This window comes from Bacillus hominis (genome assembly GCF_018332515.1).
Classification (GTDB): domain Bacteria; phylum Bacillota; class Bacilli; order Bacillales; family Bacillaceae_G; genus Bacillus_A; species Bacillus_A hominis.
The window spans coordinates 1-13522 of sequence record NZ_BOQD01000095.1 but is presented as its reverse complement, the minus strand read 5'-3'; the positions used below and the strand labels follow the sequence as shown (position 1 = coordinate 13522).

Sequence of the window (13522 nt, the reverse complement as noted above, 5' to 3'; positions counted from 1 at the left end):
AAACGTTTTGTAAGGGAAATCACTCGTTTCTTTTTCTTATTTTTCTTATAGTAAATGTAAGAAGAAAACACATAGGGGGATTAGAAATGAGTGTTCTTGAAGTAAAAGGGTTAACGAAGGTGTACCAATCAAAAGGTTCAGTAGCGACGACTGCTTTGCATGATATAAATTTTAAAATAGAAGAAGGCGAATTTGTAGGTATTATGGGTCCTTCAGGAAGCGGAAAAACAACGTTGCTAAATTTATTAGCAACAATTGATAAGCAAACTTCAGGTCATGTGCTTGTAAATGGTGAAGAAATTAATCAAATGCGTGCTGCAAAATTAGCAGAGTTTCGCCGTACACATTTAGGTTTCATCTTCCAAGATTTCAACTTACTTGATACGTTATCGATTAAAGAAAATATTATTTTGCCGCTTGTAATGGCGAAGAAATCTGTAAAAGAAATTGATACAAAAGTACTGGAAATTGCGAAGTTTTTAAATATCGAAGAAATTTTAAATAAAAAAGTATACGAAGTATCGGGAGGACAACAACAACGTGCAGCTGCTGCAAGGGCGATCATTCATGAACCGACGTTAATTTTAGCAGATGAGCCAACTGGAAACTTAGATTCTAAGTCAGCCAAATCATTAATGGGAGCATTGCAAGATTTACACGAGCAAAAGAAAGTGACAATTGCAATGGTAACGCACGATCCAGTAGCTGCTAGTTATTGTGAACGCATCCTCTTCATTCGCGATGGAGAAATTTTCTCGGAGATACATAAAGGAAGAACGAAGCAAGCCTTTTTCCAAGAAATTTTGGACGTACTTGCGATGCTAGGAGGAGAATATCATGAACTTTCGCCAGCTCGCGCTTAATAACGTAAAAGGAAATTGGCGTAATTATAAAGCGTTTCTTATTAGTAGTTGTTTATCGATTGTCGTATTTTTCATGTATGCTTCTTTTATTTATCACCCAGATGTAGTAAGCGGTAATATTAGTATGAAGACGATGGTTACAAAAGGATTAGAATCGATGAATTATATTGTAGTCATCTTCTCAGCACTCTTTATTTTATATGCAAATTCAACGTTTTTACGAGCAAGAAAAAAAGAATTTGGTCTATTAACGTTAATAGGCGGAACGAAATCTCAACTTGGCCGCATGATTATATTAGAGCAAATGATGTTAGGTAGTATTGCGATTGTAGTAGGTATTGGAATTGGAATGCTTTGCTCCAAACTTTTCTTTCAAGCATTAAGTGTATTATTGAACATAGATAAAACATTGCCGCTTGTATGGAATAGTAAAGCAGTTCTTATTACAGCAGGTATATACTTTATCCTCTTTTTAATCCTATCACTCTTTAGCGTTTGGACAGTAGGACGCTTGCAAATTATTGATTTATTAAGAGAAGCAAGAAAACAAAAAGTGGAGCCTTTTGCATTTACATGGTTATGTGTAGCAGGTATAGGATGTATCATTGCTGCATATGTCCTTTGTTTCCAAGTAACAATTATGAATTTCATGATGTATTTTTTACCGATTGTAGGGCTGACAATTGGCGGAACATATTTACTGTTTACACAAGGTAGTACAGTCATATTAAAAGCGTTGCAAAAAAGAAAACAATCATTTTATACATATCCAAACATGTTCGTCCTTAGCAATCTTATTTACAAAATGAAAGATAATGCTCGTTTTCTATTTGTCATTTCTATCATTACGGCGGTTGTTTCCTCAGCAGTTGGTACGCTTTATGTATATTATGAAAATATGAGTGCGAAAACGGTAGATATTACGCCTCATGCTATTTCATATGAGGAAAAGGGAGTAAATACGCATAACATTATTAATGAAGATACAGTAAAAGAAATTGTAAAAAAACATGGATTTGAAGATGCACGAGAATTAAATTTTGTAAAACTACCTGCAACGCAGAAGGTAACGTTTTTTAACAGTGAGCATGAAGTACCAACTGCAATTATTTCAGAGAAAGTATATAATGCGGAAGTGCGTAAACAAAAAAGGGAAGAAATTAGCGAAGTTCATAATGCACCAGGTAGTGCGACGATGATCATGAGTGATATGACGAATGATTTAGTGAAGATAGATCGTACGAAGCCATATGAAGTTACAATGAATGGCCAAAAACAGTTTGTTCAGCTAAATGAACCAACTTCATATTCGGTGTTTAATGATGACAATTATCTTATTGTGAATGATCAAGATTTTGAGAAATATGCAAAGCTCGTACCAGATGGAGAAAAGACGAAATATTATGGTTATTATATTGAAGATTGGAAAAGTACAGAAGAGCTTGTGCTAGATTTGAAAAAGGAAATTGCACCAGAAAAACAAGGAGAATTGAAAAGCTCAGTGCTTGCTTATAAAAATATAAGAGAAGCAGGAGCAATTACAATGTTCATCGGCTTCTTCGTAGCAGTACTGTTCTTCTTCTTCGCTTGTAGTATGACATACTTTAAATGGTTTAATGATAAAGAACAGGATCGTATTCAGTTTAAATCGTTAAAGAGAATTGGTATGACAGATAAAGAAATACGTAAAATTGCGATTCGACAAATGGGCGTTATCTTCTTTATCCCAATTTTGATTGGTGCGATTCATAGTGGATTTGCCCTTCATACGTTAGGGAAAATGCTTTATATCGATTTATGGAAATCAGGTGCGATTGTAATTGGAGCATACATTTTAGCTTCTGCCATTTACTTTATGATCGCGCAAAGAGGATATTTAAAACACGTAAAAAGCTAGGGAAACCTCTAGCTTTTTGCCTATGTAGTAAGTTACAGGAGGACGATAGATGAACATTCGGCAATTAGCGCTGCAAAATATAAAGGGAAATTGGCGTAATTATAAAGTGTTTTTCTTAAGTAGTTGTTTTGCAATATTTGCGTCCTTTGCATACATGTCTGTTATTGTACATCCATACATGCAAGAAACGATGTGGTATCAAAACGTACGCTGGGGACTTATCATATGTAATGTTATAATTATTTCTTTTTTCGTCGTATTTATTTTGTATTCTACTTCTATTTTCATAGAAGCACGTAAGAAAGAATTAGGGTTATATATGTTAATGGGCGCAACGAAGTCTAACGTAATAGGAGTGATTATGGCCGAACAAATATTGATCGGGATATTTGCTAATATTTTCGGTATTGGGCTTGGTATGATCTTTTTGAAACTCTTTTTCATGGTGTTTAGCATGCTAATGCGTCTTCCGAAAGAACTCCCTGTCATATTTGACGTGAAAGCGATTGGTGTAACATTTGTTACATATATGATCGTCTTTATTATCTTATCCTTTATAAGTGCTTTACGTATATGGAATATAAAAATCATTCGGTTATTAAAAGAATTTCGAACGGATAAAAAAGAGAAGAAAACATCAATATGGCTTTGTATATTCGGCTTTATTTGTTTAGGGACAGGATATGCGTTAGCGCTACAAGTGACAATGGAAACGATAGGATTATATTTTTTCCCTGTGTCTATACTTGTCTTTTTCGGAACGTACTTTTCTTTTACACACGGTACAATCCAATTGTTAGAAATGATTAAACGAAATAAAAAGATTATGTATACATATCCGTATTTATTTATAGTAAATCAATTGTCACATCGAATGAAGGAAAATGGTCGATTTTTCTTTATGCTTTCTATGGCAACGACATTTGTAGTTACGGCAACAGGTACGGTGTTCTTATATTTTTCTAGCATGCAAGATATGTGGCGGGACGGGGGCGCACATTCATTTTCATATATAGAAAAAGGTGTTTCTACTCATGAAGTCTTTGAGGAAGGTACGGTTGAACAATTACTGCATCAATATGGATATGATGATTTTCAATCTATGAGTTTTGTTGGAGTGTATGCATCTTTTCAGTCCAATAAGGGAGAAACAGAGGTAGCGCCGCTTATAAAGGAAAGTGAATACAATCAAGAGGCAAGAAAACAAAAGCAGAAAACGTATCATCCTAAAAAAGGAACAGTTACACTTGTTTATTATAATAAGCGTAACCATCCGAATGTATATGATCAAAAAGAGATTCAATTACAAGTAATGAATAAAACGTATCTATTCGCATTTAACGGTCAGAAAGAAGGGGTACAATTTAACTATCACCTTTCGCACATTAATGGTCTGTTTTTCGTCATGAATGATGAAGATTTTGACAGTATAGCAAATAAGGTTCCGGATGCTGAAAAAATGATGTATAGAGGATACACATTACCAAATATCGAAAATACGAAAAAATTAAATGAAGCTTTACGGAAACATATGAAACAAGATGATAATAACGCATTTCGAAGTAATATGGAGTTATATGTGAATATGAAAGAGTTCGGCGATATTACTCTATTTGTAGGCTCATTCATTAGTATATTATTCTTTCTTACTTCATGTAGTATCGTATATTTTAAATGGTTTCATAATATTGCATCGGATCGAAAGCAGTACGGTGCGCTCTCTAAGCTTGGAATGACGAAGGAAGAAGTGTGGAAGATTTCTCGCTGGCAATTGTGTATGCTATTTTTTGCGCCTATTATAGTCGGGAGTATGCATAGTGCGGTTGCGTTATATACGTTTCATAATACGATCTTTATGGATGGATCATTACGAAAAGTAGGTTTGTTTATTCTATTTTATATCGCTGCATGCATCATTTATTTCTTCTTCGCTCAAAGAGAATATAGAAAACATATAGACTAGTGAAAACTAGTCTTTTTTTAAATATTCGAAATTTACATAGAAGAATATAAAAAATTATGGTATAACAGTAAGAAAACGAAAAAGAGGGGAAAAGACGATGATTCGAGTAGGATATTTAGGACCAGAGGCAACATTTACAAATATGGCGGTGAGTCGTTTTTTTCCGGAAGCAGAGCATGTACCGTATCGAACGATTCCAGATTGTATAGATGCAGCCGCAAATGAAAATGTAGATTATGCGGTCGTACCGTTAGAGAACGCTATAGAAGGTTCAGTTAATATAACGGTTGATTATCTCGTACATGAGCAACCGCTTTCTATTGTAGGAGAAATTACAGTACCAATTCAGCAACATTTACTCGTACATCCGCAGTATGCAGAAATGTGGGAAGAAGTATATGCAGTACATTCTCATCCGCATGCTATCGCACAGTGTCATAAGTTTTTAAATGAAGAATTAAAAGGGGTAACCGTTCGAGATATGACATCAACAAGTGCTGCAGCACAATATGTGAAAGAACATCCTGAAGAGAAAATCGCTGCCATTGCAAATGAAGCAGCCGCAGAAAAATACGGATTAACAATTGTAAGACATGATATTCATACGCATAAAAACAATCATACACGTTTCCTTGTTCTCCATAAGAAAAAGAAAGCAGTACTCCCAAACAACGGAGAAAATCGCGGAGAGAAAACGACGCTTATGATAACGTTACCTGCAGATTATGCAGGAGCGCTATATCAAGTGTTATCAGCTTTCGCATGGAGAAAATTAAACTTATCAAAAATTGAATCTCGCCCGATGAAAACAGGTCTTGGAAATTACTTTTTCTTAATCGATGTCGATAAAGCATACGATGACGTATTATTGCCAGGCGTAACGATGGAACTTGAAGCACTTGGTTTTTCTGTTACTGTGCTTGGGAGTTATTCTTCTTATTGGTTGTAAAAAGTAAGGGGGCTGTTAAACTTGCTTGAAACGAAACGTTGTTTATTAAATACAGTTCATGAATTAGATTACGAAAATATAAAAGAACTATATTTAAATGAAGAAGTGAGAAAATATCTTGGTGGACCGCGTGAAGAAGAGTCGATTAGAGATGTTTTGAATGATATGTTGCATCCTGAAGAAAACTGTTGGTATTGGATTGTTAAAGAGAAGAAAACAAAAGCATTTCTGGGAGTAGTCTCGCTCGATCCAAATGATGTGAATCAAGAGATTGAAGTATCCTATCAATTTTTGCCGATGTATTGGAGAGTTGGATATGCAACGGAAGTCGCTCAAGAGGTAATCCGTTATGCTTTTCATGAATTACAACTATCAAAAGTAATTGCAGTAACACAAATGGTTAATATACCTTCGCGTAAACTTTTAGAAAGGTTACGTATGAAGTTAATTCAAACGTACTATCGGTTTGGGGCAGAGCAAGCGGTCTATTCTATTGAAGCAACAGATAAAATTTTGATAGATTAATAAAATCCCACCTGCAGAAGGTGGGATTCTTTATCCCACATTAACGGGCAGTAAGACTCCCACCTCAAAATTCGGCTGGAGCAAAGAAGTTAGGTGGGAGTCGGGCTGCCCGTAAACGCCCGATTGGTGAAGGCTAATAATCAGTGGGGGATGAACACCACCCCGCTGATTAAAGTTTCACTTTATTTTAACTTCGCAAGACGATCCTCTAACTGACCACGCCAAATATCAGCTAGTTCAGGGACAGCAAGAATCTTCTCAATACCATTTTTATCTTTTCTATTATGAAAATAAATTTCGTTAGAGAACAAAACAGATACATTGTTTGATGGACGCTCTAGTAATGTGATTTTAGAATCTTTACGTACAGTACCTTCTTGAAGAACGCGGCATAGGTAACCTGTGTATCCAGTTGCTACAATGCGTGGTAATATGCCAGGGATACCAAGGCGTTTTGAAATTGTGCTACAAGGTACTCTCGCTTGTGTAACTTGAATAATTGCCTCACCTAATTGATATGTATCTCCGATGCAAACATCACGTTCTAACATATTTGTTACTGTAATGTTTTCGCCAAATGTGGAAGCTGGAAGTGTTGTTTGAAATTCTTCTTCCCATAGTGCGTAATGTTCATATGGATAAACACAAACAGCCCGGTCAGGTCCACCGTGATGTTTTAAATCCGCTACATCATCACCAAGGAATCCATCCTTTGAGAGGAAAGCTTCTTCTGTAGGCTCTTTACATATACCAGTGATCATTTCTTTATCTTCGTTATATTTCATTTGTTTTGGTTTACCAGTGCTAAAGTGAACGAGTTCAATTCCCATATTTAATACTCCTTTACAATTGATTACAATATTATATCATTTGAAAAATAAAAGCACAGAGAATTATAAAAACTCTGTGCTTTACATTAATAAACGAGAAATCCAGCGCGATCTAGTGCATCACAAGCCGCATCTAATTTCTCCTTAGAATCTGCTTCAATTGTATGTAAGTGAATACCATCTGTTAGTTGCGAAAGATAGGAAGCGTTTGTGTTTTCGATTTTTTGTAAATATTGCTCTACATCAAAGCGATTACTTACCATAATAGATGCTGTTAAGTCGCCGTATACAGGATGCTCAACTTTTACGTCTTTAATCGTAACGCCGTGGTCAACTAACATGGTAAGTTCTTGACGTACTTCTGCCGGTTTATGTTGACATACGATTACGCGTTCAAAAGCTTGTTGCCTTGTTTGTGGTTTTAAATATAAATACCCTTGTGCAGTCGCAATAATTGGTTCATTTCGTGCTTTTAGTAAGGAAATGTCTTGAACGATAACTTGCCTACTTACGTTTGTCTTTTTAGATAGCTCATTTCCTGATAACGGTTCATTTGCAGCAAGAAGCCACTGAAGGATAAGTTGTCGTCTTTCTTCACCTAAAATCTTTTTTTGTTCATTTTGTTTCATTATGATTTAACACCTCTATAAAATTGATTTCCAATTGTGTGTAGTGCATGAATAGTTGTATCAATTTGTTCTTTCGTTGTGTGATGTCCGAAAGAAAAGCGGACATATTGTTTTGCCTCTTCATACGTTTTTCCAATTGCAAGCATTGTTTTTGAAGGGTCTTGTTTACCGACTTGGCAAGCACTTCCAGTGGAAATGGCAATGCCGCGACGGTTACATTCTAACATTGTGTACTGACCTTCTATTCCTTTTATTGTAACCCCAATAATATGTGGTAAACAAGAAGTAGAATGTCCTTTCACTTCAATTTCTAGAGGAAGTGTTTGTAATTGCTCTAAAAAATAAGATCGTAACTCTTTAAAACGAAAGCTCTCTTCCTTTTGATTCTTTAATATATGCTCTGCGGCTGTTAAAAAAGCAGCGATTCCAGGAACGTTCACTGTACCAGGACGAAAGCCTTTTTCATGAGAAGTTCCAGGGAATATTTGTTCCCAGCGAACTTGCGGATTTATATAGCAAGCTCCAACTCCTTTTGGTCCGTATATTTTATGAGCTGAAACAGAGAGACTATCAATCTTCATCGCTGTAACGTCTATTGGAAGTTTACCAAACGTTTGAACACAATCTGAATGAAATAAAATATTATATTTTTTTAAAAGTGCTCCGATCTCTGCAATGTTTTGAACGGTCCCGATTTCAGAGTTTCCATGCTGTATACTTGCTAGAACAGTATTTTTCGTAATAGCCGCTTCTAAATCTACTAAATGAATTATCCCGTTTTTATCAACAGGAATCTCAGTAATAGTATAGCCTTGCAATTGTAAGGATTGAAAATAACTTCGAATCGATGCGTGTTCCATAGGTGTGGTAATAATGTGCTTTCCATTTTTAGCATTTAGAAGGGATTGAATCGCAAGGTAGTTAGATTCTGAACCGCCGCTTGTAAAGAATACACCTTGTTCCTTACCCCCAATCATTTCTGCAAATGTTTCTCTACAAACTTGTAATAAAGATGATGCGCTTCCGCCGATATCGTGTAAACTTTGTTCATTTCCGAAATATGTTTTTGTCGCTTGTATATATGTTTCTAAAGCTTCTTCGCTCATAGGTGTTGTCGCTGCATAATCTAGATATATCATCATGTAATTTCCTCTCTTCAGTAAGAGTGACATTTGTCCCGTAAAAGCCCGATTGGTTCAGCTAATAATCAGTGGGGATGGACAAAACCCCCACTGATTAAAGTTTCACTTTATTTTCGTTTTTAGAATGGTAGTGAAAATAGGAATTGTAAAAAAACTCTTGTCATTATTTTAAAACTATGTAAATATAGGTGTCAAGACAGTTGAAAAGTGTAAAGTAGGAGGCAACAATTATGCCAAGTGCAGATGTCTTGATTATTGGAAGTGGCGTTGCGGCGCTTCGTGTTGCGAAAGAGCTTTGCCACGAAAAGAATGTGATAATTATCACAAAAAAAACAGGACGTAATAACAATACACATTTAGCTCAAGGAGGAATTGCAGCAGCTGTTGCTACATATGACGATCCGAGTGGGCATTTTGAAGATACATTAGTGGCAGGTTGCCATTATAACAATGAAGAAGCAGTTCGTTACTTAGTTGAAGAGGGGCCGAAAGAAATAAGTAAGCTTATTACAAATGGAATGAAATTTGATGGAGATGAAAAAGGGCTCCACCTTGGTAAAGAAGGAGCGCATCGAAAACGGCGTATTTTACATGCGGGAGGAGATGCAACTGGTAAAAATTTATTAGAGCATTTAATACAAGAAGTAGTTCCGAACGTTACTGTCGTTGAGCATGAAATGGTGCTCGATTTTATTATAGAAAATAATAAATGCATAGGAGCTTTAACGCGAAATAGTGAAGGGAAGCTGAAGCGTTACTATGCTGATAATACGGTGTTAGCATCAGGGGGAATTGGTGGTTTGTACGCCTTTACGTCGAATGATGAGACAATTACAGGCGATGGACTTGCGATGATATATCGAGCAGGGGGAGAACTTGTTGATTTAGAATTTGTACAATTTCATCCGACAATGTTATATGTGGACGGGCGATGTTGTGGCCTCGTTTCTGAAGCAGTCCGTGGTGAAGGAGCTGTCCTTATAAATGCAAAAGGACAGCGTTTTATGGTGGGTATACATCCCGGGAAAGATCTCGCACCGCGTGATGTAGTGGCAAGGGCTATTCATGAACAACTTCTTGCGGGTGAAACAGTGTACTTAAACATCGAAACTATTCAAAACTTTGAACAACGTTTTCCGACCGTCTCATCATTATGTAAAAAGAATGGCGTTGATTTAAAAGGGAACCTTATTCCGGTCGTGCCTGGTGCTCATTTTCATATGGGCGGCGTGAAGACGAATTGTAACGGAGAGACGTCCATTTCAAACTTATATGCAGTCGGTGAAGTGGCGTGTAATGGGGTTCATGGTGCGAACAGATTGGCGAGTAATTCATTATTAGAAGGTCTTGTGTTTGGAGGACGAATAGGAAAACACATTTTAGCTAGACCAGCAGAGGAAAGAAAAAATGTGCTGGAAGAGAGAGGGAAAAGTTTTATAGCTCTTAATGATTTACCGTTGAAAGAAGAAATACAAGAATACATGATGAAGCATGTTGGGATTGTGCGAACTGAGAAAAATTTATCATATGCTCAGAGATGGTTTAGTAGGTACGGTGTGCGAAATATGATATTACAATATGATGCACTTACAAATGAAGAGATAACGCTTATTAATATGTTAACAGTTTGTGAGCTTATAACAGTATCAGCTTTGCAAAGAGAAGACAGTATTGGTGGTCATTATCGCATTGATTATCCAGAAAAAAATGGCGTGAAAAAAGAGATTATTCGAGTGAGAAAAAAATTACAACTTGTTTAATAAGGGGAAGAGGGGTTTTATGAATACGTTAAAAGTTAAGGAAGCATTAAATCGATTTTTTCTAGAAGATATAGGAGAAAGGGATGTAACATCTCAGCTTATCTTTCCCGATAATGCACTTGCGAAAGGAACTTTTCTTGTAAAGGATACAGGGGTCTTTGCAGGGCGCTTAGTAATTGAAGAAGGATTTAAATTAATTGATCAGAGAATTGAAGTTGAACTTCATAAAAAAGATGGGGATCTTGTAGAAAAAGGCGAAAAAATTGCAACCGTGCAAGGCCCAATCGCATCATTATTAACGGCAGAGCGCGTTATATTAAACGTTATCCAGCGGATGAGCGGGATAGCGACGATGACACGTAAGGCGGTTTTTGCTTTAGATAGCAGTCATACACGCATTTGTGATACGAGAAAAACGATGCCGGGACTACGTATGTTTGATAAATATGCGGTAGTATGCGGGGGCGGATTTAACCACAGATTCGGTTTATATGATGGTGTCATGATTAAAGACAATCATATTGCTTTTGCTGGCTCAATTACAAAAGCTGTTACATCGGTGAAAGAAAGATTGGGACATATGGTGAAAGTAGAAGTCGAAACAGAGACAGAGGCGCAAGTGAGAGAAGCGATAGAGGCCGGCGCAGATGTTATTATGTTCGATAATCGTACGCCAGAAGAGATTCGTGAGTTTTCAAAAATTGTACCAAGTGCCATCGTTACGGAGGCTTCAGGTGGTATTACAATTGAAGAATTATCAAAATACGGAAAAACAGGGGTGGATTATATTTCACTTGGAGCGTTAACACATTCAGTGAAAGCACTTGATATTAGTTTTAATATTGAGGCCTAATGAGAGTGGTTTAGAGGGGGAGAATCATAAATGGGTATTTTAGAGAAAGTTCAGCCAATCGAAGTAATGTTACCAAAGCGCTATCAAACGATGTCTACATTAGAGATGGAAGAGCGTGTCCGTGAAATTAAAGAAAAAATGGGGGCATTACTATTTATTCCAGGACATCATTATCAAAAAGATGAAGTGGTGCAATTTTCAGATGCAGCAGGGGACTCACTTCAACTCGCGCAAGTTGCAGCGAGTAATAAAGAGGCAAAATATATTGTGTTTTGTGGTGTGCACTTTATGGCAGAAACGGCAGATATGTTAACGACAGATGAACAGGTTGTCATCTTACCAGATATGCGCGCAGGTTGTTCAATGGCAGATATGGCAGATATTGAACAAACAGAAAGAGCATGGAAAGAGCTCACGAAATTATTTGGGGATACGATGATTCCATTAACGTATGTAAATTCAACAGCTGCGATCAAAGCGTTTTGTGGTCGTAATGGAGGAGCGACAGTAACCTCTTCTAATGCAAAACAAATGGTGTCTTGGGCGTTTACACAAAAAGAGCGTCTCGTCTTTTTACCAGACCAACATTTAGGAAGAAATACAGCGCATGATTTAGGTATTCCGTTAGAAAAAATGGCAGTGTGGAACCCGCATACAGATTCATTAGAGTACGATGGAGATATAGAAGAAATTCAAGTGATTTTATGGAAAGGCCATTGTTCTGTTCATCAAAATTTCACTGTGAAAAATATTGAAAATGTGCGAAAAAATCATCCGGATATGAATATTATTGTTCACCCTGAATGTTGTTATGAAGTTGTTGCCGCTTCCGATTATGCAGGATCAACGAAATATATCATTGATATGATTGAAGCTGCTCCAGCGGGAAGTAAGTGGGCGATTGGTACAGAGATGAATTTAGTGAACCGAATTATTCAGCAACATCCTGATAAAGAAATTATTTCACTAAATCCGTTTATGTGTCCTTGTTTAACAATGAACCGAATTGATTTACCTCACTTGTTATGGGCACTTGAGAACATAGAAAGAGGAGAACAAATTAACGTTATTCGTGTGGAGAAACAAGTAACAGAAGAGGCAGTTCTTGCATTAAATCGTATGTTAGAGCGCGTTTAAAGCAGCGGGATTTCCGTTGCTTTTTTTCGTACATATAATCATAACAAGAATGAAATAGGCATACATTGTGTTGAGGAAATCATTGTGATTTTTTTATGCTTATTCCACTTCAAACCATATTGTATGAAGTGATAAAAGTAAAATGAAATTAAATTCTTTTAGAAAGTGTTACTTCGAAGTGTTTTTACTTATAGATAAGTTATACAGGAGGGGGAAAATTTGAAAATTCATATCGTGCAAAAAGGGGATACCCTTTGGAAAATTGCCAAAAAGTACGGAGTGGATTTTGAGACGCTAAAAAAAACAAATACACAGCTTAGTAATCCAGACCTTATTATGCCAGGAATGAAAATTAAAGTACCATCAAACGGCGTTCATGTGAAACAACAGGCTGGAGCGGGTTCTACGCCTCCAAAACAATATGTAAAAGAGGTGCAACAAAAAGAGTTTGCATCAACACCAACTCCACTTGGAATAGAAGATGAAGATGAAATTACGTACCAATCAGCACCTATTACACAGCAGCCAGCTATGCAACAAACACAAAAAGAAATGCAGGTAAAACCGCAAAAAGAAATGCAGGTGAAGCCGCAAAAAGAAATGCAAGTGAAACCACAAAAAGAAGTGCAGGTGCAGCCACAGCCACAAAAAGAAGTACAAAAAGAAGTGCAAAAAGAGAAACCAGTTGAAAAACCGTCAGTCATTCAAAAACCACCTGTTGTAGAGAAAGTAGAAAAACCAAAACCGACTACGAAAGAAAATACTAAGTTTTCCATTAATGTATTACCACAGCCGCCACAACCGCCGATTAAACCGAAAAAAGAATATAAAATTTCAGATGTAATAAAAAAGGGAAGTGAGTTAATTGCTCCTCAAATTAATAAAATGAAACCTAACAACGTCATTTCTCCGCAAACGAAAAAAGAAAATATAGGAAATGTCTCACCGCAAGTGAAGAAAGAAAATGTAGGGAA

At 36.6% G+C, this 13522-nt stretch carries 11 protein-coding genes and 1 pseudogene; 9 read left to right on the top strand and 3 right to left on the bottom strand.

Translation table 11 applies throughout. From position 1 onward, the window contains the following. The first annotated feature begins 86 nt into the window (after positions 1-86). The 5 genes from KI356_RS11045 to KI356_RS11025 all read left to right on the top strand — a co-directional run bounded on the left by KI356_RS11045 (position 87) and on the right by KI356_RS11025 (position 6197). Positions 87-863, top strand: coding sequence for an ABC transporter ATP-binding protein (locus KI356_RS11045; protein ID WP_212935430.1), 777 nt, complete (start codon positions 87-89; stop codon positions 861-863). Then, a complete protein-coding gene (locus KI356_RS11040) occupies positions 838-2760 on the top strand; it encodes an ABC transporter permease (RefSeq protein WP_128280840.1) in 1923 nt (640 codons plus the stop codon). The genes KI356_RS11045 and KI356_RS11040 overlap by 26 nt, the downstream gene beginning before the upstream one ends. A gap of 49 nt (positions 2761-2809) precedes the next feature. Then, a complete protein-coding gene (locus tag KI356_RS11035) occupies positions 2810-4723 on the top strand; it encodes an ABC transporter permease (protein ID WP_212935429.1) in 1914 nt (637 codons plus the stop codon). A gap of 97 nt (positions 4724-4820) precedes the next feature. Next, positions 4821-5672, top strand: coding sequence for a prephenate dehydratase (gene pheA, locus KI356_RS11030; protein WP_128280842.1), 852 nt, complete (start codon positions 4821-4823; stop codon positions 5670-5672). 21 nt (positions 5673-5693) lie between these two features. Then, on the top strand, positions 5694-6197 hold the full coding sequence (locus tag KI356_RS11025) for a GNAT family N-acetyltransferase (protein WP_128280843.1): 504 nt from the start codon (positions 5694-5696) through the stop codon (positions 6195-6197). A gap of 182 nt (positions 6198-6379) precedes the next feature. On the opposite strand, the gene KI356_RS11020 is transcribed toward KI356_RS11025, so the two are convergent. From KI356_RS11020 to KI356_RS11010, 3 genes are all read right to left on the bottom strand, one after another. Next, entirely contained in the window at positions 6380-7027 is a 648-nt protein-coding gene (locus KI356_RS11020) for an MOSC domain-containing protein (RefSeq protein ID WP_128280844.1), read from the bottom strand. A gap of 86 nt (positions 7028-7113) precedes the next feature. Further along, entirely contained in the window at positions 7114-7656 is a 543-nt protein-coding gene (locus tag KI356_RS11015) for a transcription repressor NadR (protein WP_128280845.1), read from the bottom strand. Beyond that, entirely contained in the window at positions 7656-8798 is a 1143-nt protein-coding gene (locus KI356_RS11010; RefSeq protein WP_212935428.1) for an IscS subfamily cysteine desulfurase, read from the bottom strand. Before KI356_RS11010 ends, KI356_RS11015 begins: the two co-directional genes overlap by 1 nt. A gap of 230 nt (positions 8799-9028) precedes the next feature. Here KI356_RS11010 and nadB point away from each other — a divergent pair, with 230 nt between their 5' ends. The 4 genes and pseudogenes from nadB to exsA all read left to right on the top strand — a co-directional run. Further along, the gene (nadB, locus tag KI356_RS11005) at positions 9029-10558 is read left to right on the top strand and encodes an L-aspartate oxidase (RefSeq protein WP_212935427.1); all 1530 of its coding nucleotides are present in this window, start codon (positions 9029-9031) and stop codon (positions 10556-10558) included. Positions 10559-10577: 19 nt separating this feature from the next. Continuing rightward, positions 10578-11411: a carboxylating nicotinate-nucleotide diphosphorylase gene (gene nadC / locus KI356_RS11000; RefSeq protein WP_128280848.1), complete on the top strand. Its 834-nt coding sequence runs from the start codon at positions 10578-10580 to the stop codon at positions 11409-11411. Between the two features lie 30 nt (positions 11412-11441). Further along, complete coding sequence (gene nadA / locus KI356_RS10995; protein ID WP_128280849.1) at positions 11442-12548, top strand: quinolinate synthase NadA; 1107 nt, start codon at positions 11442-11444, stop codon at positions 12546-12548. 219 nt (positions 12549-12767) lie between these two features. After that, positions 12768-13522 (top strand): annotated as a pseudogene (gene exsA, locus KI356_RS10990) (spore coat assembly protein ExsA); the annotation flags it as partial.

Bases quoted from the DNA above. Each gene is read 5' to 3' on its own strand.
- pheA (WP_128280842.1), top strand. From the start codon at position 4,821: ATGATTCGAGTAGGATATTTAGGACCAGAGGCAACATTTACAAATATG.
- KI356_RS11045 (WP_212935430.1), top strand. From the start codon at position 87: ATGAGTGTTCTTGAAGTAAAAGGGTTAACGAAGGTGTACCAATCAAAA.
- KI356_RS11015 (WP_128280845.1), bottom strand. From the start codon at position 7,656: ATGAAACAAAATGAACAAAAAAAGATTTTAGGTGAAGAAAGACGACAA.
- nadC (WP_128280848.1), top strand. From the start codon at position 10,578: ATGAATACGTTAAAAGTTAAGGAAGCATTAAATCGATTTTTTCTAGAA.
- nadA (WP_128280849.1), top strand. From the start codon at position 11,442: ATGGGTATTTTAGAGAAAGTTCAGCCAATCGAAGTAATGTTACCAAAG.
- KI356_RS11040 (WP_128280840.1), top strand. From the start codon at position 838: ATGAACTTTCGCCAGCTCGCGCTTAATAACGTAAAAGGAAATTGGCGT.
- KI356_RS11020 (WP_128280844.1), bottom strand. From the start codon at position 7,027: ATGGGAATTGAACTCGTTCACTTTAGCACTGGTAAACCAAAACAAATG.
- KI356_RS11035 (WP_212935429.1), top strand. From the start codon at position 2,810: ATGAACATTCGGCAATTAGCGCTGCAAAATATAAAGGGAAATTGGCGT.
- KI356_RS11010 (WP_212935428.1), bottom strand. From the start codon at position 8,798: ATGATGATATATCTAGATTATGCAGCGACAACACCTATGAGCGAAGAA.
- nadB (WP_212935427.1), top strand. From the start codon at position 9,029: ATGCCAAGTGCAGATGTCTTGATTATTGGAAGTGGCGTTGCGGCGCTT.